Below are 25,645 nucleotides of genomic sequence, written 5' to 3'. Positions count from 1 at the left end.
GATGGTGGACAGCGGGGGGCTCTGGACGCCTCCTGAGGACGAGCTCAGTGAGGCGCTGCAGACAGCCCAGGTGCTGATCGAGGAAGGCCGTGCCGACGAGGCCGGGCCGTACCAGCAGCGGGTCATCGAGCTGGCCAGGGAACGCGCCGAGGCGCGCCCGAACCACTACGAGGCCAAGCATCTGATGGCCGCGACGCAGTACGAGCTGGCCGGCTCGCTGAACGCGTCCGGCCGGCACGAGGAGGCGCTCACCGCACTGCACGAGGCGCAACTCGGCTACACCGAGCTCCAGGACGCCGGTGTCCTGGACGCCACCTGCTTCCTCGCCGACGTCCGCGCCCGGCGCGCGATGACGCAGGCACACCGCGGCCACGGCGCCACCGCCGTACTGGAGATGGACGGCGCGGTGATCGCGTACGGCCAGCTCGTGGGCGGTGAGGACGGGCTGAAGCACCAGCCGGACTTCGCCCGGGTGCTGGCGATGAACGCGCTCATCCTCCGCCGGTACGGCGACCCCGCGCTGGCGGTCGCGTCCGCGGACGCCGCGACGCAGCTGTTCCTGCAGCTCGCGGACCAGATCAACGAGAGCCCCCAGTCGCTGTCGTACGCCCGCTACCTGTGTACGGCGACCGCGGTGTCCGCCGACGTGCACGCTGCCGAGGGGCGGATGGACCTCGCGCTGGAGGCCGACGAGATCGGGCTCACCACGGCCGACACGCTCGCCGACTCGGACTCGGCGACCGACATGCGCACGCTGGTCGCTGCCCTGGTCCGCAAGGGCAAGCACCTCGGCAGCGTCGGCCGCCTCGAAGGCGAGACGTGCCTGCAAACGGCGTACGACACCGACGCGGAGACGGCGACCCGGGTGGTCGAGGAGCTGGACCGCGGGCTGCCGCTGACGCTGGTCGCCGCGCTGGAGAACGCGGAGATCAAGCTCGGGCCGTTCGAGCAGTACCACCGGCTGGTCGCGTTGAGCGAGCCCGCGCCCGGGATGACGCTGGCGACCGTGTCCGGCCGGACGGACCCCGAGTCGGCGGCGCTGCGCGCGGTCGAGCTGGCTGAGCTGGTCCGGCCGCTGCTGTCCCAGGACGGGGACGCCGCGCTCACGCTCGGGCTGGAGGCGCACTACCTGTTCGCGATCTCGTCCGAGCGCGAGTCCCACCGGATGCGGTTCCAGACCGCGACGTACGTACCGATCTGGGCGCAACTGCTGCTCGACATCTCCGAGGCGTACTTCCAGGTGGGCCGGACCGAGATCGCGCTCGACCTCGGCGGCTGGTGCGCGGAGGTCGCGACCGCGCTGATCCCGTACGCCGACGACGACGAGAAGATGAAGGACCTGGCCGGCGCCTGCTACCGGCACCACGGCAACCTGCTCGCCGCGACCGGTGACGTCACCGCCTCGCATCACGCCCACGAGGCCGCGGAACAACTCCAGCTCGGCCGTTGACGCCCGGCCGTCCCCGGGCGGACGCTGACGCTGGGGGGTGGCGGACATGAATGTCGTCGAGTTGCACAACCGCGCGGTCGCGAACTTCGCGGAACTGGTCTCCGGGGTGGCGCCGGAGCAGTGGACGGCGCCGACGCCGTGCACGGACTGGGACGTCCGGGCGCTGGTGAACCACGTCGTCGGCGAGGAACGCTGGACCACGCCGCTGATGCAGGGCCGGACGATCGCCGAGGTCGGGGACACCCTCGACGGCGATCTGCTCGGGGACGATCCGGCCGGCGCCGCGGCGGCCGCGGCCCGGGAGGCCGAGCTCGCGGCGACCTGGTCGATCGAGAAGGTGCACCTGTCGTACGCCGACGAGGATCCGCCCGAGTACCTGCGGCAGCTCGCGGCGGACCACCTGATCCACGGGTGGGACCTCGCCGTCGCGATCGGCGTACCGCCGCGGCTGGACGCCGAGCTGGTGGCGGAGGTCGGGGCCTGGTTCGAGGACCGGGAGGAGATCTACCGGTCCGCCGGGATGGTCGGCGCGCCGCTCGCGGGCTTCACCGACCCGGCCGACGCGTTGCTCGCGGCGTTCGGGCGTGATCCGCGGTGGTCCCCGGCGTCAGAGGTCATCGAGAGGTTCGGGAACGCGTTCGCCGCCGGGGATCTGGACACGCTGATGTCGCTGGTCACCGACGACATCGTGTTCGAGTCCACCACGCCGCCGGACGGCGGGCGCTTCGAGGGAGCGGACGCCGTCCGGGCGGAGTGGGCGAAGCTGTTCGCGGAGACCACCGACCTGGGGTTCGAGGTCGAGGAGACCGTGGTGCTCGGCGACCGGGCCGTGGTGCGGTGGCGGTACTCGTGGTCCTCCGGGCACGTGCGCGGCGTCGACGTCTTCCGCCTGCGGGACGGGAAGATCGCGGAGAACCTCGCGTATGTGAAGGGTTAGTCGGTGGGCTCGGGGCTTTCGGGGCGGAGGGCGCCGACGAACAGGCCGGCTTCGGCTTCGGTCATGCCGGTCTCGGAGACGACCAGGGCAGTGGCCTGGTGGAGCTCGCCGGCGGCCTTCAGCGCGCGGGTGCGTTCGGCGAGGTTGGTGTTGGGCCTGCGTACGACGGGGGTCTCGGTGGTGGGTGGCACGTACCGGCCGAGCCGGATCTCGTCCACGAGCTCCTTCGCGTGCACCAGCCCGAGACCGGTTCGCTCACGGACCAGCTTGACCGCGTTCACGACCTTCTTCGTGGTGATCAGGAACCGCACCTGATCGACATCGTCCGGGGACAGCAGCGCCCGCCCTACGGCAAGGGCAACGTTGTCCGTGTCCTGGCTGCTACGTCGGCTGAACCATCCCATGCCGCAATCCTTCCAGAACCCGGCAAACCGCGAGCACCATCAGCAGGTCGCCCAGCATCCGGTCACCGGTCAGCTCGCGGCGCCGCCTGCCGGCACATCCTCGTAGTCCGCGACATACGCGTTCGCGAGGTCGAACGACTCCAGCAACTGGAGCGCAGCGTCACTCACCACCAGCTCGGTGCCGTCGTCGACGGCGAAATCATCCTGCCCCGCCGTGCCCGCCGGGACGAGGCGGAACCAGTCGCGCGGTACCTCGCGATCGGACGCGAGCGTGTACTGCTCGCCCTGCGATGCGCTGGCCGGCTCGAGTTCGTACCCGGTGAGACCAGAGGCACGCAGCGCGGCAGCAAGGCGCTCCGTCACGAACCAGAACGGGACCGTGGTGACGAGGTCGTCGCCCATCCAGCCGTCGAAGACAATGTGCAACGGCCCGGAGTCCGCGACCCGCTGATTCTTGTCGCGGCTGCACTCAGGCCCCAAACCACCCGGTACCTCGGCATCGACGTAGTGGAACACGATCTCTCCTCACCGAGTAGGCACGACCCGGTCGCCGGTCTCCAGGATCGTAGCCCGGCACGGTCGGGGGCGATGTCCAGGCAACTCAGCGTCCGGCGAGCACCCGGAGCACCTCCGGCCAGGCCAGCGCGCCCAGCTCGCGGTCTGCCGCGTCCGTCCCCCCGCGCGCCATCCGCTGCCCGGCAGTCTTCGGCTGCTCCCCCGGAAGTACGGCGCGGTGCCCGGCCGTGCCGACCGCGACGACGCTGGTCGGACGCGCGCCGCGCCGCCGGACGATCTCGTCCGCGAACTCGGCCGCCGGCCACACCTGGTCGTCACCGCCCGCGACGAGCAGAACCTCCCCGCGGATCCGCTCCACCGGGATCCGCATCCGGTCGGTCGCCGCGCGCAGGCTCTGCCGGTACAGCCCGGTGAAACTCGGCGGATCGGTCTCCGGCTGCCAGTCCCGGTCGTACGGTACGAACGGCAGCGGCTCGCCCCGCCACGTCCACCCGGACCGCTGGCTGCCGTCCTCCAGGTTCCGGCCCCAGACGTACGCGCTCGGGGCGAACGCGACCACCGACTCCACTCGCGCGTCGAGCGCACCGAGCAGCAGCGCCGCCTCCGCACCCCACGAGCTGCCGATCACGACCAGCCGGTCGTGGTGCGCCAGCTCGTCCAGCGGGAACGACTCCAGCGGCACCTCGTACGTCACCGCCCACGTCGGCGCAAGCACGTCGTACCCCTCGGCCTCGAGCAACCGCGCGCGCTCAAGGTCCGGCGTACCACTTGAACCGTGCAGAAGGAGTACGCCGGTACTCAACCGACGACTACCTCGACCCGCTGGAACTCCTTGAGCTCCGTGTAACCCGTCGTGGCCATCGCGCGCTTCAGGGCGCCGACCAGGTTCATCGTGCCGTCCGGGACCCAGGACGGGCCGAACAGGATCTGCTCCATGGTGCCGGTGACGCCGACCTCGACGCGCTCGCCGCGGGGCAAGTCCTGGTGCCAGGCCTCGGCGCCCCAGTGGTACCCGCCGCCGGGGGCGTCGCTCGCGCGGGCCAGCGGCGATCCGACCATCACCGCGTCCGCGCCGCAGGCGATCGCCTTCGCCACGTCGCCGGAGCGGCCGACCGAACCGTCCGCGATGACGTGCACGTACCGCCCGCCGGACTCGTCCATGTAGTCCCGCCGCGCCGCCGCCACGTCGGCCACCGCGGACGCCATCGGCACCGCGACACCGAGCACCTTGCGGGTGGTGTGCGCGGCGCCGCCACCGAAGCCGACCAGCACGCCGGCCGCGCCGGTGCGCATCAGGTGCAGGGCAGCCTGGTGAGTCGCGCAGCCACCGACGATCACCGGGACGTCGAGATCGTAGATGAACTGCTTGAGGTTCAGCGGCTCCGCCTGGCCGGACACGTGCTCGGCCGACACCGTCGTACCGCGGATGACGAACAGGTCGACGCCCGCGTCCACGACGTGCTTCGCGAACTGCTTGGTGCGCTGCGGCGACAGCGCTCCGGCCACGGTCACGCCGGAGGCGCGGATCTCCTGCACGCGCTGCGAGATCAGCTCGGGCTTGATCGGCGCCGCGTAGATCTCCTGCAGCCGGTGCGTCGCCTGCTGTGCGTCCAGCTCGGTGATCTCGGCGAGCAGGTTCGACGGGTCCTCGTACCGCGTCCACAGCCCCTCGAGGTTGAGGACGCCGAGCCCGCCGGCCTTCCCGATCGCGATCGCGGTCCGCGGCGACATCACCGAGTCCATCGGCGCCGCCAGGATCGGCAGCTCGAACCGGTACGCGTCGATCTGCCAGGCGACCGAGACCTCCTCGGGATCCCGCGTCCGCCGCGACGGCACGATCGCGATGTCGTCGAACGCGTACGCCTGCCGGCCGCGCTTGGCACGGCCGATCTCGATCTCGGTCATCTGGTGATTCCTTAGGTCAGGCGGTCAGCGGCCGGAGTAGTTCGGGGCCTCGACCGTCATCTGGATGTCGTGCGGGTGGGACTCCTGCAGGCCGGCGGAGGTGATCCGGACGAAGCGGCCGTTGTCCTGCAGCTCCGGGATCGTCCGGGCGCCGGTGTACCACATCGACTGCCGGAGACCGCCGATCAGCTGGTGCGCGACCGCGGACAGCGGGCCCCGGTACGGCACCTGGCCCTCGACGCCCTCGGCGATCAGCTTCTCGTCGGACGAGCCGTCGTGCTGGAAGTAACGGTCCTTCGAGTACGACTTGCGCAGCCCACCGGACGACGACATCGCGCCGAGCGAACCCATCCCGCGGTACGCCTTGAACTGCTTGCCGTTGATGAACACCAGGTCGCCCGGCGACTCCTCGCAGCCGGCCAGCAGCGAGCCCAGCATGACCGTGTCCGCACCCGCGACGAGCGCCTTCGCGATGTCGCCGGAGTACTGCAGGCCGCCGTCGCCGATCACCGGGACACCGGCCGGCTTGCAGGCCAGCGACGCCTCGTAGATCGCGGTCACCTGCGGCACGCCGACACCGGAGACGACCCGGGTGGTACAGATCGAGCCCGGGCCGACGCCGACCTTGACGCCGTCCGCGCCCGCGTCGACCAGCGCCTGCGCGCCCTGCCGGGTGCCGACGTTGCCGCCGACGACGTCCACGCCGCGGGTCGCCGGGTCGGCCTTGAGCCTGCGGATGATCTCGATCTGCGCCTTCGAGTGCCCGTGCGCGGTGTCCACCACCAGCACGTCGACACCGGCCTCGACCAGCGTCATGGCGCGCTTGTACGCCTCGCCGAAGAAGCCGATCGCGGCGCCGACCATCAGCCGGCCGGACGCGTCCTTGGTGGACAGCGGGAACTTGTCGCGCTTGACGAAGTCCTTCAGCGTGATCAGGCCGGTGAGCTTGCCGGCGTCGTCCACCAGCGGCAGCTTCTCCACCTTGTGCTTGCTGAGCAGCGCCATCGCGTCGTCGGCGGCGATCCCCTGCCGGCCGGTGATCAGCGGCTGCCTGGTCATCACCTCGCGGACCGGCCGGGACAGGTCGGTCTCGAAGCGCATGTCGCGGTTGGTGACGATGCCGACCAGGACGCCGGCGTCGTCCACCACCGGGACGCCGGAGATCCGGTACTGCGCGCAGAGCGCGTCGGCTTCGCCGATGCTCGCCTCGGGGCCGATCGTGATCGGCTGCGCGATCATCCCGGACTCGGAGCGCTTGACCAGGTCGACCTGCTGGGCCTGGTCCTCGATCGAGAGGTTGCGGTGCAGGACGCCGAGGCCGCCCTGCCGGGCCATGGCGATCGCCATCCGGGCCTCGGTGACGGTGTCCATCGCGCTGGACACCAGCGGGATGTTCACCCAGACGTTGCGGCTGACCCGGGACCGGGTGACCGCCTCGGACGGGATGACGTCGGACTCGTTCGGCTGCAGCAGTACGTCGTCGAAGGTGAGGCCGAGGACGGCGAACTTGTCGGGAACTCCAGCGGGGGTGATGTCCATGGGGAAAACGTGCACCTTTGTACGGCGAGAACGGAACCCCATCCTATCCGCGCCGTGAGCGAGCCCCGAATCCGCCGTCCACAGGCAACCGCCCGCCACGGACGCGCGGCGGGCGGTGACCAGGTGTTACCTGTGCCTACTTGTGCTTGTCCGGCCTCTCGGTCGGCACGTTGATGATGCCGAGGATCTGCAGCAGGCTCGAGTCGTCGGTCGAACCGTGGGTGCGGGAGATCGCGGCGTGCTTGCCCTCCGGGTAGTGGCCGGTCGAGTGCTTGCCCTTGGCGTAGGCCTTCTTCACCGAGCCGGTGTTCACCTCGCCGCTCGAGTGCTTCGCCGCCTTGCCGTGCTCGGACCGGGCGGACTTCCCGGACCTGGCGCTGGCTGTCGGCTTCTCGGCGGTCGCTGTGGGCTTGGCGACGGTTGCCGTCGGCTTCGCAGCGGTTGCCGTCGGCTTCGTGGCGGCAGTCGTGGGCTTGGCGGGGGTTGCCGCTGGCTTCGCGGTGGTTGCCGCGGGCTTGGTGGCGGCCGTCGTGGAGTCTGCCTGCGGCAGGCCGGCCGGCACCGGCAGTACGTCGACGGGCACCGCGCCGAGCGTCAGGTCGAGCAGGTCCTGGATCGCACTCGGGATCACGCCCGCGCCGTCACCCGGCGTAGTCGTCCCGGTCCCGTCCGTCCCGGACGAACCGGTCCCGGTCGAGCCGGTCCCCGCCGAACCTGTCCCAGTTGAGCCGGTCCCGGTTGAGCCCGTCCCGGTTGAGCCCGTCCCGGTCGAACCTGTATCGGTCGAGCCGGTACCGGTTGAGCCCGTACCCGTGGAGCCGGTCCCGCCGGTGTCACCCGCCGGTGGCGTGGAGGTGCCGTTGTCGCCGGCGGCGGGCTGGCCCGTGCCGGTGTCGCCGGTCGGCGCAGTGGTCGGGTCGGCCGACGTACCACCGTCGGTCGTCCCGGTGCCGTCGGTCGTCCCGGTGCCGCCGGTCCCGGTGCCGGTGTCGCTGGACCCGTTGTCCACGTTCGCCGGCGGCGTCGGGGTGGTGTCCGTCGGCGGCGGTGTCGGCGTACCGGTGTCGGTCGGCGGCGGCGTGGACGGATCCGTCGGCTGACCGGTCGTGGTGTCGGTCGGCGTACCGGTCGGCTCGCTGGTCGGCGTGTCGGTCTTGTTGTCCGACGGCAGCGTCGTCTTGGTCCCGGACGGCTCCGGCGTGGTCTTGATGCCGTTCTGGTCGGTCACCAGGTCCTGTGGCGGCAGCGGCTTGACGACCGCCTTGTTGTCGCCGATCTGCGGCGGCACCAACGGCGGGTTGACGTCGTCCCGCGCCTGCGGCTGGTCGGTGCCGGAGTTGTCGCCGTCCTGGTTCGACCCGGCGTGCTCCGCCCTCGCCTTGATCTGGTAGTCCTTGCCGACCTTGACGATCTTCTGCCGGTCCATCACCGGCAGTCCGTTCAGGTCCTGCTTCGGGAAGCTGGTCTGCGGCCGGACCGCGTCGACCATCTTCTCGATGACCTTCTCGTACGGCGACAACGGGTCCCCGGTGACCGCGGCGGCCACCCCGGACACCGACAGCGCGGCGACCGCGGCGACACCGAACGCCAGACCGCGGGTCGCCACCTTGCGGGCGAACGGGTCGGTGATCGGGTTCAGCGCGGCGCAACGCGCCAGGAAGGTCTCCGGGTCGTCGATGGTCTCCACCGGGAGCTCGTCCTCGACCTCCACCGCCAGCCGCAGCTCGGCCAGCAAGGCGACGGCCGGGTCGTGCTCACCCGCCAGACGGGCGGACTCCCCACCGGCAGCCAGCAGATCGAGCAGTGCGTCATCGGCCTCAATCGCGTCGAGATCGAAACGGTCAGCCATGATGCCCCTCCCCTGCTGCTCCTCGTTCCAACTGTGCTTCATGCCCCACGAACCCCCTGAGCGTGATCAACGCCCGATGCTGTGCGACCCTCACCGCCCCCGGTGTCATCCCCAGTGCCCGGCCGGTCTCCTCGGCTGACATCCCCGCAACGACGCGCAGGCGCAGAATCTCGCGCAGCTTCTCCGGCAGCTTCTCCATCAGCCCCCAGGCATGCTGGACCTCGGACTGCCGAACCGCACGCTCCTCCGGCGTCGGTGACTCGTCCGCGCCGTCCGGCAGGTCCGGCGTCGAGACGTCGGCGACCGCGAACGCGCGCTGGGCATCGGCGACCTTGCGGGCCGCGATCCCGTAGACGAAAGCCTCGAAAGGCCTCCCCTCGTCGCGGTACCGGCCGAGCGCGCCGAACACCGCGACACATACCTCTTGAGCGACGTCGTCGACCATGTCGGCGCCGCCCGGATAGGTCCACAGACGGGACCGTACGTAACGGTGCGCCACAGCGCGCACCCTGGTGAGCAGGTCGTTGAGAGCTGTGCGGTCCCCGTCGCCGGCCAGCGCGGCAAGATCCCTGAGCTCGACCCGGTCGTGGGTGTCAGGCACTTTGACCTCTGTCACCCCTCGCCCCCTCGTGAATGTCCGGACCGGTCAGCCTGAAAGATGCTACGGCGCTCATCTCCAGTTGCCTAGTGTCAAGTCAAGGTCAAGCCCTTGTTTTGATCACAATCTGTCACTACTCGCCGGTTAGCTACTTGACGGCGGGCTGTGTCGCGGCAATGCGGGTGCTGACGGCGTACGACGAGACGATGTCGCCGGTCCGCAGCCCGGGACCGTGGTGCCCGGGGACGACGACGTCGCGGCCGCCGAGGAACGCCCCGTTCGCCGGCGCGACGACGATCTCCTTGCGCACGTCCTGGCCGACGATGCCGATCGCGCGGCCGTGGTGCCCGTCCAGGGTGACCACGTCGTTCAGCAGTTCGATGCCGGGGATCTTCGCGGCGGCCCGGTAGAGCGCGGCCCGCAGGTCGGCCGGCACCAGCCCGGACCCCAGAACCGACGACAGGTGCAGGAAGGCCCGGAAGTCCGGAGGCGACGGGTGCCCGACCCCGGTCGTGTCCTGGCGGAGCGCGGCCAGCAGCGCGTCGGGATCACGCGGAAGTTTGGCCAGGAAGCCCGGCGTCGGCGTGGTCCAACCGGCCTCGCACCTGGTGGTGGATTGGTTCAGCGGCCCGACCGGGTCGCTGCAGATCGCGTAGCCGGTCGTCGTCCGGCCGGGGGTGGCGAACAGTTCGGGAGCCAGCTTCCGCGCCGCCGTACGGGCGGCCGCGCTCGGGAACTCGACCCGCACGAGCTTCGTGCCCTGCTGCACGTAGCGCGCCGTGGGCTTGGCCGGGATCCACTTGTCACCACGGCTGAAGATCGTCGCCCGGAGGTCCGGGTTCGAGGTGAAGGTGTCGATCATCGAGGACTGCACGGTGATCTGCCGGAAGTGCCCGGGCGGGATCGGCGTGTCCGGGTTCGAACCGATCCGGGCGGCGGCGTCGTTCAGGAAGGTCCCGGCGTCGGCGGTGGCGCCGAGCGGGGCGGCATGGTCGCGGGTGACCACGTCGGCGATCAGGAAGCCGCCGGCCAGTGTCAGCGCCAGTCCACCGGCGACCAGGACTCGCCGCCGTACGATCCGGCGAGGGTTGGCCGGTTCCGGCGCGGTGAGCAGGTGACGGGTGCGGGCCAGGACGTACGGGTCGGGATCCGGTACGTCGTCGCGGACTCGTTTGAGCAGGTCGATCTCGGTCATGACGGGTTCTCCTCGAAGTCGGGTCCGAGCGCGGAGCGGAGGGCTCGACGGGCTCGGTGCAGGCGGGAGCGGACGGTGCCGATCGGCAGGTCCAGCGCCTGCGCGATCTCGGCGTAGGACAGGTCTTCCCAGGCGTAGAGCAGCAGTACGTCGCGTTCCGCCGGCCGGAGCCGGGCGAGTACGCCGGTCAGCAGCCGGGACGCCGACGCCGCGTCCACCCGGGCCGCCACGTCGGCGGCGAGCAGGTCCGGGTGCCGGTCGGTGCCGGCCCGCGAGTACGCCCGGTACTGGCGTACCTCGTCCCGCCGGCGCCGCCGGACCAGGTTGGTCGCGATGCCGTACAGCCAGGGCAGGGCGCCGTCCGCGGTACCGGCGTACCGGTGGCGACGCTCGAACGCGATCAGGAAGGTCTGCCCGAGCAGGTCGTCGGCCTCGGTCGGGCCGAGCCGCCGGGCGATGTAGCGGTGGATGGTGACGGCGTACCGGTCGAACAGCTGGGCGAACTCCTCGGGCCGGGCGGCCTGGACGGGTTCGGTGCCGGTCGGTGGGCCGGGCACGAGGTCCGGTGGCGGGTGGGTGGTGGCTCGCGGTGGCTGCATACCTGCTTCTGCCCGATCCCCGCGATCCGGTTCCCGCTCAGTCGAGGACGGGCGCGCGGAAGCGGATCAGTTCGGTGGCGTGCTCGCCGCCCCAGTCGATCGGCGTCCGGCCGGTCTCGGTCCAGCCGGCCCGGCGGTACAGGCGTTCGGCGGCGCCGCGGTTGTCCACGACCTCCAGCGACAGCTCCCGCCCGAGTTCGGCGGCCACGGTCACGCAGTGGTCGAGCAGCTGCCGGCCGATGCCGCGCCCGGTCGCGGCCGGATCCACGAACAGCCGCTCGACCTCGGCGCGCTCTCCCACACCCGTCAGCACCACATGCCCCGCGACCCGTCCACTGTCCACCGCGACCCAACATCCCAGCGCAGTCTCTGGTGTCAGCCACAGTTCCGGAGCCGCGGGCCAGTTGATCGGGTACCCGGCCCGTTCGTGCACGGAGCGCAGCAGTTCGACGCAGACGGCCAGGTCCTCGGTACGACGTTCACGAATCACCCGCACATATAAACACCGCCCGGCAACCGAAGCTGCCGGGCGGTGCTGTGTGTGCTGTGCTGTCGAACTACGACCTGAGGCTCAGTGGCCGTGTCCGTGGCCGTGACCGGCCGCGGGGGCTTCCTCTTCCTCGGGCTTGTCGACCACCAGGGTCTCGGTGGTCAGCAGGAGCGCGGCGATCGAGCCGGCGTTGGCGAGCGCGGACCGGGTCACCTTGACCGGGTCCAGGACGCCCTGCGCCAGCAGGTCGCCGTACTCGCCGGTGGCGGCGTTGAAGCCGCTGCCGGAATCGAGGTCCGCGACCTTGGAGGTCACCACGTAGCCCTCGTAGCCGCCGTTCTCGGCGATCCAGCGCAGCGGCTCGACGACCGCCTTGCGGACGATCCGGACGCCGGTGGCCTCGTCACCGTCGAGCTCGAGGTCCTTGTCCAGCACGGTGGACGCGTGCACGAGAGCGGAGCCGCCGCCGGCGACGATGCCCTCCTCGATCGCGGCCCGGGTCGCGGACACCGCGTCCTCGATCCGGTGCTTCTTCTCCTTCAGCTCGACCTCGGTGGCCGCGCCGACCTTGATCACGCAGACGCCGCCGGCCAGCTTGGCCAGCCGCTCCTGCAGCTTCTCGCGGTCCCAGTCGGAGTCGGTGCGCTCGATCTCGGACTTGATCTGGCTGACCCGGCCCTCGATGTCCTCGGCCTTGCCGGAACCCTCGACGACGGTCGTGTTGTCCTTCGAGACCACGATCCGGCGAGCCGAACCGAGCACCTCGAGGCCGACCTGGTCGAGCTTCAGCCCGACCTCGGGGGCGACGACCTGCGCGCCGGTGAGCGCGGCCAGGTCCTCCAGCATCGCCTTGCGGCGGTCACCGAAGCCCGGCGCCTTGACGGCGACCGAGGTGAAGTTGCCGCGGATCTTGTTGACCACCAGGGTCGACAGCGCCTCGGCCTCGACGTCCTCGGCGATGATCAGCAGCGTCTTGCCGGACTGCACGACCTTCTCCAGCAGCGGCAGCAGGTCCGCGATCGCGGAGATCTTGCCCTGGTGGATCAGGATGTACGGGTCCTCCAGCACCGCTTCGCCGGCCTCGGCGTCGGTGATGAAGTACGGCGAGATGTAGCCCTTGTCGAACTGCATGCCCTCGGTGAACTCGAGCTCGGTCCCGAAGGTGTTCGACTCCTCGACGGTGATCACACCGTCCTTGCCGACCTTGTCGAACGCGTCCGCGATCAACGCGCCGATCTCGGCGTCGCGGGCGGAGATGGTCGCGACGTGGGCCATGTCGCCCTTGTCGTCGACCGGCTTCGCGGTGTCCACCAGCTTGGCGGAGATGGCCTCGACGGCCGCCTCGATACCGCGCTTCAGACCCATCGGGTTGGCGCCCGCGGCGACCGCCCGGAGGCCCTCGTGCACCAGCGCCTGCGCCAGCACCGTCGCGGTGGTGGTGCCGTCACCGGCGATGTCGTTGGTCTTGGTGGCGACCTCCTTGGTGAGCTGCGCACCAAGGTTCTCGAACGGGTCGTCCAGCTCGACCTCACGGGCGACGGTGACACCGTCGTTGGTGATGGTCGGGGCGCCCCACTTCTTGTCCAGGACGACGTAGCGGCCCTTCGGCCCCAGCGTCACCTTGACCGTGTTCGCGAGCTTGTCGACGCCGCGCTCCAGCGCGCGCCGGGCATTCTCGTCGAACTCGAGGATCTTCGGCATGAAGAAAACCAGTCCTTTTCTGAAATGTCCGTACGGCGATTCCCGCTGCCCTGACCCACTCCGCCCCGGGTACCAGAGGTAGCCGGGGCGGTGTCAGTCAGGAACAGCGGGCGGTCGTCACTTGCTGACGACTGCGAGGATGTCGCGGGCGCCCAGGATCAGGTAGTCCTGGCCGTCGTACTTGACCTCGGTGCCGCCGTACTTGGAGTAGATGACCTTGTCGCCGACGGCGACGTCCAGCGGGACGCGGTTGCCGTTGTCGTCGATCCGGCCCGGGCCGACGGCGAGGATCTCGCCCTCCTGCGGCTTCTCCTTGGCGGTGTCCGGGATCACCAGGCCGGACTTCGTGGTCTGCTCGGCTTCGAGCGGCGCGACGAGGACACGGTCCTCGAGCGGCTTGATCGTGACCGACACTTGCTGACCTCCACGGTCGATTTCGCTTGTCTGTGGCATGTGGTCGCGCTCCCCTGCCGTCGCGGGGGTCAGAGGCCGGACCGCTGACACCCTCCCACGGAGAGTGCCAACACCGAATCTAGGCCGCGATTAGCACTCGGTCAACTCGAGTGCCAAAGGAATCTCACCCTGAGACGTACTGGCCCGCGTGACCGCCCCAGTACAGAATGTTGCTATGCGGCTCCCCAAGCTGTCCGGCAAGGCCGTCGCCCTGCTGGCGGCGGTCGGCGCGGTCGCCGTCGGAGCCGTCGCGGCCAACGCCTCGAAGCACGACTCCCCCGCGGCCTCCGGCACACCCACCACCACACCCAAGGCCGACCAGCCCACCCCCGAGACCACCGCAGCAGCCGCGTTACCCCAGTGCACGTCCGCCCGGCTGGCACCTGTCAACCGCAGCTGGGGCATCCCGATGCCGTCGCTGCTGGGAAGCACCAGCACCGCCTGCACCCTCAGGTACGGCGACAACCCGTACCGCCGCTCGAGCCGCACAGGTGATCCGGAGACCGCGATCCTGGTCCTCCAGCGCAACCTGAACTTCTGTTACGGCACCAAGCTCGCCGTCGATGGCATCTACGGCAGCAAGACCCGGGCTGCGGTCAGAGCGGTCCAGGGCAAGCACCACCTCGTGGCGGACGGCGTCTACGGCCCGAAGACGCGTTCTGCGATGAACTGGCGCCTGTACTCGATGGCGACCCGCAGCTGGAGCAGGAGCTGTTCCAGCCCCCACTAAAGTTGCCGGCGTGAGTGTCGCTGCGTTGCTCGACGGACCGGGCGCCGAGGTACTGGCTGCCGCGTGCGCCGAGTTCCGCCCCGGCAGCGAGCTGCGACTGGTGGAACAGCTCAGACGCCGGTACGACGCTGCTCTGGTGACAACCGCTGTCACCCAGGCCGCCCTGCGCCACCGTGCGGTCGCCAAGTTCGGCCCTGACGCGGGCCGCATGTACTTCACCCCGGACGGTCTGGAACAAGCCACCCGCACCACCGTCGCCGCCCACCGCGCCGAACGCCTGGCGACCGCGATGCCCGGCGCGAGCCTGGTCGACCTGGGCTGCGGCATCGGCGGCGACCTCATCACCGCCGCCCGCGCCGGACTCCAGGTCACCGGCGTGGAACGCGACCCGGAAACAGCCGCCACCGCCCGCGCCAACCTGTCCGCCCTGCGCCTGCCAGGCGACGTACTGGTGGGAGACGCCGAGTCCACCGACCTCACGCCGTACGACGTGGTCTTCGCGGACCCGGCTCGTCGCGCGGACGGACGGCGGGTGTTCGACCACAACGCCTACTCGCCGCCCTGGTCGTTCGTGACCGCACTGCTGGAACGGACCGCGTGCGTGAAGGTCGCTCCCGGCATCCCGCACGACGCGATCCCGGACGGCGTGGAGGCCGAGTGGATCAGCGACGCCGGCGAGGTGAAGGAGGCCGCTCTCTGGTCCGGACGCCTGTCGACAGGCGTCCCGCGCCGCGCCACTCTCCTACCAGGCGGTGCGACCGTCACGAACGCGCCAGAGGTGGACGCGGGTCCGGTCGGGCAGTACATCTACGAGCCGGACGGTGCGGTGGTCCGGGCCGGTCTCGTCACTGCGGTCGCCGGGGCGGTCGACGGCTGGCTGCTGGATCCGCGCATCGCTTATGTGACGGCAGCGAAGTACGTCGCGACTCCGCTGGCATCGGCGTACGAAGTCCTGGAAGAGCTGCCCTACAAGGAGAAAGCGCTTCGCGCGTGGGTCCGCGGTCAGGGCATCGGGACGCTGGAGATCAAGAAGCGCGGCGTCGACCTGGACCCGGCCCAGCTGCGGAAGAAGCTCGCGCCGAAGGGGTCCGCGAGCGCGACGCTGATCGTCACGCGGATCGGCCGGGATGCGGTCGCCTACTCCTGCCGGAGGGTGACGACCACCTTGCCGGTCGCCTGATCGTCCTCCAGATACCGGTGCGCGGCGGCGATCTCGCCGAGGCCGAACACCCGGTCCACGTTCGGCCGGTACGCACCCGCCTCGACCTCGTCGACGATCCGCTGCAGCACATCGGCCCGCCCCCGCATCGTCTCGCTGTGGAACGCGGTCAGCCGGGTCCCGGTCGGGATCATCGCGATCGGCTCGAACGCCTCGATCAGCCAGCCGCTGAGTGACCCCGCGACGCAGACCGTCCCACCACGCCGTACGACGCGCAGCGAGTCCACTGCCGTCCGCGCGCCGACGAGATCCAGCACGTAGTCCGGACCGTCCGGCCAGACGTCGAGCACCGATTCTTCGATGAGCACGTGATCGGCCGTGAGCGCGGCGGCCTTCCGCGCCTGCCGGGTGGTGACCGCGGTCTCCACGCCGAGACCGGACGCGATCGCGGCCGCGGCCATCCCGACCGACGACGTACCGCCGCGGATCAGAAACCGTCCGCCGTGCTCGATCCCCAACGTGTCCAACGCGCCTTGCGCGGTCAGATAGGTCTCGGGCAGGGCCGCCAGCACCTCCCACGGCAACGTCGTCGACAGCGGCATCAACGTTGCGTTGGGCAACAATGCGTACTCCGCATACCCGCCGTCGTACGCCCGTCCCATCTCCCCCATCACCGCCGCCACCGTGGTCCCTTCCGGTACGGCGGGATCCGTCGAGGCCTCGACCACGCCGACGCACTCGATCCCGAGCACCCGCGGGAACACCACCGCCGGCGAATGCCCCTGCCGGGTCCGCAGCTCCGACCGGTTCAGCCCGGCCGCCCGCACCCGGACCAGGCTCCACCCGTCCCGCACCGCCGGCACCGGCAGTTCGCGAATCTCCAGCACCTCCGGGCCACCCGCCCGTACACACACCGCCGCACGCATCGTCATACGTTCACTCTCGCCGCCGGACGCCGTGGCCGACCACCGATAGAATGCCAAGCTATGCCCGATGGCCGCCAACCTGTCCGCTCGGACCTCTTCCCGTCCGCGGGCGCACACCAGTGGACCTCCGGCGGCATCAGCCCGGTGCACGCCCACGACGAAGGACACCTCGTGTACGCCGCCCGCGGCGTACTGTCCGTGCACACCGACTACGGCACCTCGATCGTCCCGGCCAACCGCGTCGCGTGGACCCCGGGCGGCACCACCCACCACCACCGCGCACACGGCGAGACCGACATGCGCATCGTGTTCCTGCCGCTCGCACTGTCCCGCCGCCTGCAGGATCGTCCCGCGGTCTTCCTCGCCTCCGGTCTCGCCCGCGAGGTACTGCTCGCCCTCACCAGCCGCCACCTCGAACCCCAGGCCCGCGCCCGCCTCCAACGGGTCCTCGTCGACGAACTCCACGAAGCGACGGAGCAGCCGCTGCAACTCCCCGAACCCCGCGACGACCGCCTCCGCGCGATCGCGCGACTCCTGCACGACAACCCCGCCGACAACACGCCACTCACCGAACTCGGCCGCCAGGCGGGCGCCGGCGCCCGCACCCTGAGCCGCCTGTTCCGCAACGAGCTCGGCATGACGTACTACGAGTGGCGCACCCAGTTGCGCATCTACCACGCGCTGGTCCTGCTCGCCGCCGGCCACGAGACGACGTACGTCGCCCACGCCTGCGGCTGGGCGAACCCGAGCGGCTTCATCGCGGCGTTCGCCCAGATCATCGGCACCACACCCGGCCGGCACCGGGCACTTGCGCTCGACCTACACTCGAACATATGATCGACCTCGCGTGCGGGTCTCCGGACGACTTGCCGACGGACGAGGTGCTGCGCCCGTTGCCGCGCTCCCCGGAGACCCGCCACTAGCCAACGCGCTACGTCAGGTGCATGTGGTGGGTGGTGGAGGTGGTCAGCCCCGCGTGCTCCGCAGGCGCTCCGGTCGCGCCGCTCCCTCCCGCACCCGCTACGCGCGCCCCCACCCACCCACCGGCTGCCGCCGGCAATCTTGCCCGCTGCCGCGGGCGAGTTGCGAGCTGCCGCTCGCGAGCGACTGCTTAGCCGGCGCACTCTGTAAAGCCGGGCGTGGTGAGTGGTACGCGTGGATCTAGTCGGTCCGCTACTCATGAAACTCGAACGAGGAAGGTTGTTCGTGGCGCTCTGATTGGAGCGGCTGGCGCAGGACGGACTCGCTTCACGTCCCGCACCAGCCGATCTTTGGGGTCCCTGCCCGAGCCAGGAGGGGAGCCAGGGGACTCGGGGAAGGCTCAGACAGGGACAAGTGCGACGGGGTCGACGGTGACTCGCGACGATCCGCGGCGAGTCTGCTGTGAGGAGCAGCGCCGACCGACCCCGTCAGATCAGGGACCGCCGGCCACCAAGACGCGAGCGTTCGTGTAGTGCTCGACGTGCTCCTTCATTCCGGTTGTGGCCGCTGCCTCCGATAGATGGGTCAAACTCGGCACGACGACTGCGGCGGCTTCGAGGCGGACGGCTGTGTCCATCAGCGCTTGAAACGCCGCTGGTGCGGTCTCGATCTGATCGACAAAGATCGCGTGCAACGTGAACCCTTCGCGATGCGCGAACGCGACCAGCTCCGCCTTGACTTGCCCCAGCGCAGTTGGCGTCATGAGGAAGTGTTTCCGGACGTAGCCGAGGAGCAGCGGTTTTGTCTGGTCAACCTCGCCCATTGCCGCCGCTCGGCTCTGGAGCGTAAGGAAGGCTTGCCGAGCTGCACAATGGCCGCACTTTCACGATGGCTCGGCATCCGAACTGCCGATCGGCTCGTTGGTGACTCGAAGCCCAGCGAATCGGCGACGCATGGCTGCTTCGTATCGGGCGGCAAGCGCTGGCTCGGCGACATAGGTTGCGATCGAGTGCTCGCCGAACCAGACCCGAACGCGGCGACGACGCTCGATCAACTTCATCGGCATGCTCATCAGTCGCCTCTCACCTCGCGCCAGATGTCGCGAAGTATGAACACGTAAACGCCGGCAGCCAGGGCATAGCTGATAACGACCGGCCAAGGACCGCTGATCAGAACCACCATGTCCGCCTCCCTTCCTTGATCGTTGTGCTGACCAACTAAGTGGATCACCGAGCGTCATGTGTGAGTAACCTGATGGAACGGTGAACGGTGCGAAGTCCGCTGCAGGGGGCGTGAAGGTCGTGAACCTCGCGTCCGTACTCCCTTCCATGCGCCGCGAACCCGTCTGCCGCTTGCAATGGGCGTAAGTTGTCATTGTGAGTAGCGGACACGGGACTGCGGGTATGCGTGACCCGGAGGTGCGCCCGGAGTCCCTGCAAGAAGCGCTGCAGGTGATCGGCTGGGGGCCGCGCGATCTGGCACGTGCAGTAAATGCCTGGCTCACAAGGCGCGGCCGTGCGTCGGAGCGGGTCGATATCACGGCGGCATACCCGTGGGTTCGAGTCAACTATTGTCCGCACGGTTCGATCCCCGAAGTCGTCGCCACCGTCCTGACCGACGAGCTCGGTGTGTATGTCTCCGCTGAGCAGTTGTGGCCGGGACATGCACGTGCTCAACGATCAACGGCCAAGACTGCAGAAATCGCGACGAGTGCCAGCTTGGACGGCGTGGTCCGGTCGCTTGAACAACTCGTCAACGGCTCGCGGCCACTTCCGACTGATGGCCCGGACCTGCTCGCGGCGATTCTCGACGGCATTCACACCACGGTTACATCGATCCCGGCTCAGAACAGGCGAGACCGGGTTCGGCAACCGCAGACGGAACTCATTGCGTCGCACGTCAAGGCACTCCGGCATCTCGACGACCGCCAAGGCGGTGGAGCGCTCAGCCTCCGCTATGTCACGCACGAACTGGCTGGCGTTCTCGATCTGGTGCGCAGTGCCAGCTACGACCCGGAGGTCGGCCGCGACCTCCTCACGATCGTCGCTGATCTGGCTCAGCTCGCTGGCTGGATGCAGTTTGATGCCGGTGAGACGGCGATAGCTCAGCGATACCTCTTGCTGGCGATCCGCCTGGCCCGGGCGGCTCGTGACGACGGCCGCATGGTGAACAACGTTGGCATGTTGGCGTACGTGGCGTCCTACACGGGGCAAGGCGCAGACGCGATTCGGATCATCGATGCCGCAAACAGCGTCCAGACCGCCAGCCATCTGCTGCAAGCTCGCACGGCTGGGCGTGCCGCCACCGCACACGCCAGCGTGGGCGATCTTGGCGCCTTCCGGATCGCTGCTGACCGTTCGCAGGAGCTACTTGCGTCCGCGGGCCAGGACGAACTGTCGTCGTATTTGTACTACCTCACCCCAGACCAACTGTCGGCCGAGGCCGGATACAGCCTGCTGGCCATCGCCATGCACACCGATCTCTACCAGCAGCCCCTGCTTAAGCAGGCGATCGAATTGCTGACGCCACTGTCGAGTATCGGAGATGACCCGGCCTATCAACGCTCGGCTTTGTTGCACGGGTGCCAACTGGCTCGGGCGTACATGCTGCGCCGTGACCTTGACGGGACGGTTGCGACTGCGCGCACGGCCCTCGCGCGTGTCTCGGAGGTGCAATCGGGGCGCTGCATGGCGACGCTGCGAGAAGTTGCGCAGGAATCTGTCTCAACGCCGCAGGGCGACCGTCGTGGCTGATTTCCTGCCGGAACTTGACGCGGCGCTGGAGGGGCGGTGAGCGCGACCGAGACCTCGTGTAGTGGCTGGAGGCATCCCCAGGCTAGTGTCCTGTCAGTGATCCGGCTCGTGGCCCGCCCGTTCGACTCCCCAGACGCGCAGCGGTTGATCCGAGCTCTCTATGCTGAGCAGCTTGATACGTACGGCTTTGCCGACTCGCCCGATCGCGAAGCGTCCGGCGACTACGACCCGCCACGCGGACTGCTGTTGGTTGCCTACTCGCCCGCAGGCGAACCGATCGGTTGCGGTGGCTATCGAACCTACAACCAAGCTGAGCAGGTCGCTGAAGTGCGCAAGATGTATGTCCGCCCAGCCGAGCGCGGGCAGGGAGTAGGGCGCCAGCTACTAAGCCAACTCGAACAGGAGGCCGCAGAGCATGGTGCCTGCCGCATGCTCCTCGAGACCGGCTCCCTCAACAGCTCTGCCATCGGGCTGTACGCCGCCAGCGGCTACGAGGCGATCCAGTCCTACGTGACAGGCCGTCGTCTGACAAACCGGGCGTTCGCTAAGCAACTCTGCCAGGGCTGAGCACCCCACGGATGCGCTGGTCCCTCAGTGACCTTCTGGAGCCGAGCCGTGTTCTGCTGCGCACGCGGAGTCTCAGCCGGTCTTTGCGGGGTGCCATGGTGGTAGGTGTTCGGGATCGCGTGGGAACAGCCGGTCGTCTTCGATCAGGAGGTCAGAGTCTGCGTCGCCTTCGAAGGGCGGGGTGTCGTAGTCGAAGTTGGCGGCGAGTTTGCCGGTGTGGGTCAAGGTGATGGTGGCGTTGTACCAGGCGCCTTTGCCTGGCTGATACATCTCCTTGCGCAGGTCGTCGGCAGCATCCTGGCCATCGTGATCGAGAGCGATCTTGTGAGCAGTCGAGTTGTCCCCGGCGGTCGCTCGGAGCGTCGTACCTGACATGGGACCTGCGCCGGTGATTCTCAGCTCGGTTTGCTCCCACCCTGACGGCGCTGACCGAGCCATCGACCTGCCGATCCTGCTCAGAAGCTCCTGGGACTTCTCGGTCATGGTGTGCCTTTCGGTGAGATCGAGTCGTTGCTGATCCGGCGGGTGACCAACTCGTCGCCATCCTCGTACTCGACCCAGATCGTATCTGGCCGGCGACTGCCCTCCGGGTAGCGGAACGCGACGAACACGTTGACGGCGTTTCCGGATTCGATCATGCGGCGCCAGTGGTTTTCCAAGGTCTTGTACATGCTCAAGTTGACGGTCTTGCCGGCCATCGGAAGCAGGTTCAGGTTGCCGAGCGGGCCGCCGAAGATCCTGGCGAAGATGTGACCTGCGTGGTCTCCTGGGAGCTTGCCGACGAGTTTGCGCTGTGCGGACTTGTCCCTGGGATGGTCCAGGTCGATCAGGTCGAGATCGGCGCGCGCCTCTATCACGCGTCCAGAGCCGTCTGTTCTGTACGTGAACTTCTTGTCCACTCTGATGGTCGTGTCGGCAGGTGGTGCCTTGAGCAATGGGCGGTCGCCAGGCTTGGTGCTCGACAGATCGTGATCTGGCACTTGTGCGGCGCCGGAATTCCTGTCCCGCCTACCCAGGTCGATATCGCTCAGATCGAGTTCGATGTCCGATGCGGTGTCCTCAGTTGTCTTTGGCTCGCCGTCCACAGCGCGCCGGTGGCAATCAGGGAATGGCGATCGCTCACGGCTCGTTGTCGGATGCTTCGTTGAGGCGTCCCGAACCGCGCGGTCTGCCCATTCGCGGGCCTTCGGGGCCGCTTGAGCAGCAACGTGGGCTGCCTGTTCGCATGCGCGGGCGGCGGCGTCCAGATAGAGGGCGGGCTGCTGGGCGCCGAGTTGCGCTGCGAACGCCGCGTTGTCGCGGCACCTTTGAGCTGTCCGTTGGAGGTGTGCCACGACGGCCGGAACCTGGTCCAGGCACTCGACCAAGCCTTGGGCGACTCGCTCCAGATCCGACGCCACGTGGGTGACTAGATTTGATCGGCGTAGCGCGCGCAGGCGGCAGACGCGATGGCCAGCGACTCTGCTGCCTGTTCAACCGCTCGTCCGGCGGCATCCAGGATCTCGGCAATGGATCGGTCGGCGCCGGTCGTGGTTCCGGCGATGAGGGCTTGGACCTGCTGCGAGCTCTGAGTGAAGCGAAGCTTGAAACCGGCTAGACCGCCACCGGCTTGGTTGGCATCCGATGCGATGTGGTGCAGTTGTTCCTTCAGCCGTTGCACGTCGGACATGCCGGTTCCTCACTGTTGGGGCGGGTTGGGCAGAACTGGTGAGTCCTGGAGCAACGCGCGGGTCATCCACTGCACGAATGCCAGCTCAATGTCGCCGTGGGGGCAGCACTCAAACGCGTCGGCGAACATCATGGCCATCACGTCAGCCGCCACCTCGCCGTCTGCGGCGTCAGCCTCGGGCGGGAACTCTTCGTCGAGGTAGGACAGCAGCAGACCACCGAGCGGCGGATTGCCGGCGACGAAGCCCCGCGCGTACCAGTAGGACCGGACCTTGTCGATGATCACCGGAGCCTCACCGGTGATCTGCTCGTCGATCGGTAGATACGTCATGTGGATGCTCTCTTTCGGTGTACGGGGCGCCGGTCGCGGCAGAGGCGCCGAGACCATGTGCGCCGCGGTCCCCGCTCGCAGCGAGAGGAGGGGCGCTGCGAGCGGGGAGGTGGAGGGCGGGGGCTGACGCGGGCGCAGGGACCGGCACGCCACCCCCGCCAGTCAGTGGGCGGCTGAGTCCGCGAGGCGGGGCTCGTCGTGTCTCATGGTCACTCGGACAACCTCGATTTCATGTTGTTGGAACCATCGAAGACCACGCAGTTCACGGGCAGCAGTCCCGTGGGAGCACCACAGGAGCCGATGCGGTCTCAGGGGTCTCACTGGGGTCCCACTCGAGCTGAGCATCTTCCCCTCCGAGGGTTCGGAGGCCGACAATCGACTACGGTGAGCAGTCAGTTGACCACTGGAGAACACAGGCGATGTCCGGCGATTGCGGTAACCCAGCGCTGCGCGCGTTGCTGGCGGAAGCGGCCATCAGCAACGCGGCGTTGGCGCGTGCTGTGGTTGCGTCAGGCGCGGAGGAAGGTGTTCATCTAGGTACGACGCCGACCTCTGTGCGTCGCATGCTGGACGGTGCTCAGCCGCGATGGCCGGTTCCCAGGTTGGTGGCCAAGGTCGTGGGCCGACGACTGCGGCGAGAGGTCAGCCTCGCGGAGTGCGGCTTCGCCGACAACGGCCCGCCTGCAGAGGATCCGCACGATGGCCTGCGTAGCTCGGGAACTCTCGACGGGACTCTTCAATCGGTGATCATGCTGTCCAGCAGGGATTTGAGTCGTCGCAACTTCTTGATCGGGTCGTCATTCGCGGCGGCTGCGTTCGCCGAGCCGGCTCTGCACGCGTTGACCGTGCCGCCGGCAAGGATCACCGACCATGGCGGCAGAGACTGCATCTCCGTCGCGGACGTGAGCGTTCTGCAGGATCACTTCAACCATCTGCGGCGCCTGGACCACCAGTATGGCTCTGGGAGGATCCGTGAGCAGGGCGTACAGCTGCTCCATGGTGAGGCCACACGCCTGCTCCACAGCAGCTACTCCGCCAAGGTCGGCAGCGCGTTGTTACGCGTGATCGCACAAGTCTCGTGGCTTGCCGGCTCCATGGCCGCCGACGTCGGACGTCACGCTCTCGCCCAGCGGTACTACATCCAGACGCTCAACCTGGCCTTGTCGAACGGTGACATGGCCTACGCGGCCAACATCCTCGGGCACATGAGTCGACTGACCGTGCACATCGGGCACGGCGCCTTGACTGACGCAGATCGGACGGCGAATGGCCGCCATGCCGTGGCCCTGGCCCGAGCCGGACGCTCGTTGGCAGGCAGCGCGACCGCGCCGGTCCTCGGAGCGTTGCTCCTGGCCATCGAAGCCCGCGGACACGCGTTGCTTGGCGATGCCAAGGAAGCCAGGCGTGTGGTCTTGGAGGCCGAGCGGACGTTCGAGCGTTCGCGACCTGACAGCGAGCCGCGATGGCTGGACTTCTATACCCAAGGTGAGTTCTTCGCCGATGTCGGTCGGAGCTTACGAGACACAGGGGAAACTGAACATGCTGCTCAGCTGATCGATCAGGCCTTGACAAGCTACGAGCCCTGGCGAACGCGTAGCCGATCCTTCGTCCTGACAGATCTGGCAACCACGCATCTGCTCTCGCGAAACGACGAGCAGGCACTGATCTATGGCGCGGATGCCATGAAAGCAACCACCGCGGTCGCCTCCAGGCGGGCTGTGGATCGCATCCGTACACTTCACCGACAGGTCCATCCCTTGCGCGCAAAGTCATCACACCTGCGCGCTCTTGACGACCGTCTGACGGCCTTTCGCACAAGAAGCGAGGCGGCTGCTCCCTGACGCTGTCAGCCCCCGATCTGAATGCGCACGTCTACTCCATCCCGCTCCGGTCGCAACTTCGAGACCTGACCGCCCGCGAAGGCGTACTGCTCGAAGGGCCAGCCGGATGGGGAGAATTCTGCGCCTTCGTCGAGTACGACGATCTCGAATGTATTGCGTGGTTGGAAGCGGCCGTCGAGCAATGCACGACCCCGTGGCCGGCGCCGGTTCGCGACCGGATACCGGTCAACTGCATCATCCCGACCGTCGGCCCCGACGAGGCGCGCCGCATTGCTGCCGAGACGACCTGCCGCACCGCAAAGCTCAAGGTCGCCACCCATCCCGACTCGCTGGCCGAGGACATCGCGCGGGTTGAGGCCGTGCGCGACGGCCTGGGACCTGGTGGTGCGATCCGCATCGACGCGAACTGCCTCTGGGACGTCGACACCGCCGTACGGAACATCAAGCAGCTCGATGTCGCGGCCGGCGGACTGGAGTACGTTGAACAGCCCTGTGTGACGCTCGAAAAGCTCGCGGCCGTCCGGCGCCGCGTCGATGTCCGCATCGCGGCAGACGAGTCGATCCGCCGCGCCGAAGATCCACTCAAAGTCGCCGTCGCAGGCGCCGCCGACCTGGCAATCATCAAGCCGGCACCATTGGGCGGCATCCGCCGCTCACTGGAGGTCGCAGAGGCCGCAAAGCTGCCCTGCGTCGTCACGTCGACCATCGGTACCAGCATCGACGTAGCCACAAGCGTCGCACTCGCCGCAGCTCTGCCTGAACTGGACTTCGCCTGCGGACTCGACACACTCTCCCTCCTCACCGGAGATGTCATCGCCGACACCACAACGTTCCGCCCAGTCGACGGCTTCATCACAGTCCCTTCAACGAAGCCACAGCCGACTCCCGAGCTGCTTCAAGAGTTTGCGCCAGCAGACCAGGCCCGGATTGAGTGGTGGCTGAGCCGACTGCATCGCGTGACAGCTGAGCTCAACCGTCGCCATGACAGGTAGTGCCTCGGCCGGTCTAGTGTCTTAAGCCGGTGGTTCATTGAGCAGGTGCTCTGTGCGGTTGGCGCTCAATCACCAGACAGGCCCTCATCCGTCACCGCGTGTTCATCTGGGTTGGTCAGGC

General features: G+C 68.7%; 28 protein-coding genes. 9 read left to right on the top strand and 19 right to left on the bottom strand.

The window, feature by feature from the left end:
• The first annotated feature begins 1 nt into the window (after position 1).
• Together ACFV9C_RS27310 and ACFV9C_RS27305 are read left to right on the top strand one after the other, a co-directional pair.
• Positions 2-1,450 (top strand): hypothetical protein, encoded by a 1,449-nt coding sequence (locus ACFV9C_RS27310; RefSeq protein ID WP_380198028.1) that lies wholly within the window; start codon positions 2-4, stop codon positions 1,448-1,450.
• Positions 1,451-1,496: 46 nt separating this feature from the next.
• Complete coding sequence (locus tag ACFV9C_RS27305; RefSeq protein ID WP_380198027.1) at positions 1,497-2,387, top strand: TIGR03086 family metal-binding protein; 891 nt, start codon at positions 1,497-1,499, stop codon at positions 2,385-2,387.
• Here the strand turns inward: ACFV9C_RS27305 and ACFV9C_RS27300 are convergent.
• The 12 genes from ACFV9C_RS27300 to groES form a co-directional block, all read right to left on the bottom strand.
• Positions 2,384-2,791, bottom strand: coding sequence for a hypothetical protein (locus tag ACFV9C_RS27300; protein ID WP_380198026.1), 408 nt, complete (start codon positions 2,789-2,791; stop codon positions 2,384-2,386). The two genes, ACFV9C_RS27305 and ACFV9C_RS27300, sit on opposite strands and share 4 nt — an antisense overlap.
• Positions 2,792-2,860: 69 nt before the next feature.
• The gene (locus tag ACFV9C_RS27295; RefSeq protein WP_380198025.1) at positions 2,861-3,307 is read right to left on the bottom strand and encodes a hypothetical protein; all 447 of its coding nucleotides are present in this window, start codon (positions 3,305-3,307) and stop codon (positions 2,861-2,863) included.
• 85 nt (positions 3,308-3,392) lie between these two features.
• Complete coding sequence (locus ACFV9C_RS27290; RefSeq protein ID WP_380198023.1) at positions 3,393-4,109, bottom strand: acyl-CoA thioester hydrolase/BAAT C-terminal domain-containing protein; 717 nt, start codon at positions 4,107-4,109, stop codon at positions 3,393-3,395.
• Positions 4,106-5,212, bottom strand: coding sequence for a GuaB3 family IMP dehydrogenase-related protein (locus ACFV9C_RS27285; protein ID WP_380198022.1), 1,107 nt, complete (start codon positions 5,210-5,212; stop codon positions 4,106-4,108). The genes ACFV9C_RS27290 and ACFV9C_RS27285 overlap by 4 nt, the downstream gene beginning before the upstream one ends.
• 24 nt (positions 5,213-5,236) lie before the next feature.
• Positions 5,237-6,751 (bottom strand): IMP dehydrogenase, encoded by a 1,515-nt coding sequence (gene guaB / locus ACFV9C_RS27280; protein ID WP_380198020.1) that lies wholly within the window; start codon positions 6,749-6,751, stop codon positions 5,237-5,239.
• A 136-nt stretch (positions 6,752-6,887) separates the two neighbouring features.
• Positions 6,888-8,600, bottom strand: a complete 1,713-nt coding sequence (locus tag ACFV9C_RS27275) for a hypothetical protein (protein WP_380198018.1) — start codon at positions 8,598-8,600, stop codon at positions 6,888-6,890.
• Positions 8,593-9,216 (bottom strand): RNA polymerase sigma factor ShbA, encoded by a 624-nt coding sequence (gene shbA, locus ACFV9C_RS27270; protein ID WP_380198016.1) that lies wholly within the window; start codon positions 9,214-9,216, stop codon positions 8,593-8,595. Before shbA ends, ACFV9C_RS27275 begins: the two co-directional genes overlap by 8 nt.
• 130 nt (positions 9,217-9,346) lie before the next feature.
• On the bottom strand, positions 9,347-10,393 hold the full coding sequence (locus ACFV9C_RS27265; RefSeq protein WP_380198014.1) for a CU044_5270 family protein: 1,047 nt from the start codon (positions 10,391-10,393) through the stop codon (positions 9,347-9,349).
• A complete protein-coding gene (locus tag ACFV9C_RS27260; protein WP_380198013.1) occupies positions 10,390-10,992 on the bottom strand; it encodes an RNA polymerase sigma factor in 603 nt (200 codons plus the stop codon). Before ACFV9C_RS27260 ends, ACFV9C_RS27265 begins: the two co-directional genes overlap by 4 nt.
• Positions 10,993-11,029: 37 nt before the next feature.
• Positions 11,030-11,482, bottom strand: a complete 453-nt coding sequence (locus tag ACFV9C_RS27255) for a GNAT family N-acetyltransferase (RefSeq protein ID WP_380198011.1) — start codon at positions 11,480-11,482, stop codon at positions 11,030-11,032.
• A gap of 81 nt (positions 11,483-11,563) precedes the next feature.
• Complete coding sequence (gene groL / locus ACFV9C_RS27250; RefSeq protein WP_380198009.1) at positions 11,564-13,183, bottom strand: chaperonin GroEL; 1,620 nt, start codon at positions 13,181-13,183, stop codon at positions 11,564-11,566.
• A gap of 117 nt (positions 13,184-13,300) precedes the next feature.
• On the bottom strand, positions 13,301-13,597 hold the full coding sequence (groES, locus tag ACFV9C_RS27245; protein WP_130384566.1) for a co-chaperone GroES: 297 nt from the start codon (positions 13,595-13,597) through the stop codon (positions 13,301-13,303).
• A 214-nt stretch (positions 13,598-13,811) separates the two neighbouring features.
• Here groES and ACFV9C_RS27240 point away from each other — a divergent pair, with 214 nt between their 5' ends.
• Together ACFV9C_RS27240 and ACFV9C_RS27235 are read left to right on the top strand one after the other, a co-directional pair.
• Positions 13,812-14,366, top strand: coding sequence for a peptidoglycan-binding protein (locus ACFV9C_RS27240; RefSeq protein WP_380198007.1), 555 nt, complete (start codon positions 13,812-13,814; stop codon positions 14,364-14,366).
• Between the two features lie 10 nt (positions 14,367-14,376).
• A complete protein-coding gene (locus ACFV9C_RS27235) occupies positions 14,377-15,546 on the top strand; it encodes a methyltransferase domain-containing protein (protein ID WP_380198005.1) in 1,170 nt (389 codons plus the stop codon).
• Here ACFV9C_RS27235 and ACFV9C_RS27230 read toward each other — a convergent pair.
• Positions 15,504-16,457, bottom strand: coding sequence for a zinc-binding dehydrogenase (locus ACFV9C_RS27230; RefSeq protein ID WP_380198003.1), 954 nt, complete (start codon positions 16,455-16,457; stop codon positions 15,504-15,506). The two genes, ACFV9C_RS27235 and ACFV9C_RS27230, sit on opposite strands and share 43 nt — an antisense overlap.
• Before the next feature lie 54 nt (positions 16,458-16,511).
• Here ACFV9C_RS27230 and ACFV9C_RS27225 point away from each other — a divergent pair, with 54 nt between their 5' ends.
• Positions 16,512-17,288: an AraC family transcriptional regulator gene (locus tag ACFV9C_RS27225; RefSeq protein ID WP_380198002.1), complete on the top strand. Its 777-nt coding sequence runs from the start codon at positions 16,512-16,514 to the stop codon at positions 17,286-17,288.
• A 577-nt stretch (positions 17,289-17,865) separates the two neighbouring features.
• Here the strand turns inward: ACFV9C_RS27225 and ACFV9C_RS27220 are convergent.
• Positions 17,866-18,195, bottom strand: coding sequence for a hypothetical protein (locus ACFV9C_RS27220; protein ID WP_380198000.1), 330 nt, complete (start codon positions 18,193-18,195; stop codon positions 17,866-17,868).
• 60 nt (positions 18,196-18,255) lie between these two features.
• Positions 18,256-18,444: a hypothetical protein gene (locus ACFV9C_RS27215; RefSeq protein ID WP_380197998.1), complete on the bottom strand. Its 189-nt coding sequence runs from the start codon at positions 18,442-18,444 to the stop codon at positions 18,256-18,258.
• 331 nt (positions 18,445-18,775) lie between these two features.
• On the opposite strand from ACFV9C_RS27215, the gene ACFV9C_RS27210 reads away from it, so the two are divergent.
• Entirely contained in the window at positions 18,776-20,125 is a 1,350-nt protein-coding gene (locus ACFV9C_RS27210; RefSeq protein WP_380197996.1) for a hypothetical protein, read from the top strand.
• A gap of 96 nt (positions 20,126-20,221) precedes the next feature.
• The gene (locus ACFV9C_RS27205) at positions 20,222-20,692 is read left to right on the top strand and encodes a GNAT family N-acetyltransferase (RefSeq protein ID WP_380197994.1); all 471 of its coding nucleotides are present in this window, start codon (positions 20,222-20,224) and stop codon (positions 20,690-20,692) included.
• 72 nt (positions 20,693-20,764) lie between these two features.
• Here ACFV9C_RS27205 and ACFV9C_RS27200 read toward each other — a convergent pair whose 3' ends face one another.
• From ACFV9C_RS27200 to ACFV9C_RS27185, 4 genes are read right to left on the bottom strand one after another with little or no spacing between them, the layout of a single operon-like run.
• Positions 20,765-21,175, bottom strand: a complete 411-nt coding sequence (locus tag ACFV9C_RS27200) for an immunity protein YezG family protein (RefSeq protein ID WP_380197992.1) — start codon at positions 21,173-21,175, stop codon at positions 20,765-20,767.
• Positions 21,172-22,092, bottom strand: a complete 921-nt coding sequence (locus ACFV9C_RS27195; protein WP_380197991.1) for a DNA/RNA non-specific endonuclease — start codon at positions 22,090-22,092, stop codon at positions 21,172-21,174. The genes ACFV9C_RS27200 and ACFV9C_RS27195 overlap by 4 nt, the downstream gene beginning before the upstream one ends.
• 8 nt (positions 22,093-22,100) lie before the next feature.
• Positions 22,101-22,361 carry a hypothetical protein gene (locus ACFV9C_RS27190; RefSeq protein ID WP_380197989.1) on the bottom strand — a complete coding sequence of 87 codons (261 nt, stop codon included), beginning with the start codon at positions 22,359-22,361 and terminating at the stop codon, positions 22,101-22,103.
• Positions 22,362-22,370: 9 nt separating this feature from the next.
• Entirely contained in the window at positions 22,371-22,691 is a 321-nt protein-coding gene (locus ACFV9C_RS27185; protein WP_380197988.1) for a hypothetical protein, read from the bottom strand.
• A gap of 419 nt (positions 22,692-23,110) precedes the next feature.
• Between ACFV9C_RS27185 and ACFV9C_RS27180 the strand changes: the two genes are divergently transcribed.
• Positions 23,111-24,532, top strand: a complete 1,422-nt coding sequence (locus tag ACFV9C_RS27180; protein ID WP_380197986.1) for a hypothetical protein — start codon at positions 23,111-23,113, stop codon at positions 24,530-24,532.
• Positions 24,529-25,524, top strand: a complete 996-nt coding sequence (locus ACFV9C_RS27175; protein ID WP_380198271.1) for an o-succinylbenzoate synthase — start codon at positions 24,529-24,531, stop codon at positions 25,522-25,524. The genes ACFV9C_RS27180 and ACFV9C_RS27175 overlap by 4 nt, the downstream gene beginning before the upstream one ends.
• Positions 25,525-25,645 lie beyond the last annotated feature (121 nt).

The organism is Kribbella sp. NPDC059898 (genome assembly GCF_042730855.1).
GTDB lineage: Bacteria > Actinomycetota > Actinomycetes > Propionibacteriales > Kribbellaceae > Kribbella.
The sequence above is the reverse complement of the archived record's forward strand: the minus strand, read 5'-3'. Positions and strand labels throughout refer to the sequence as shown.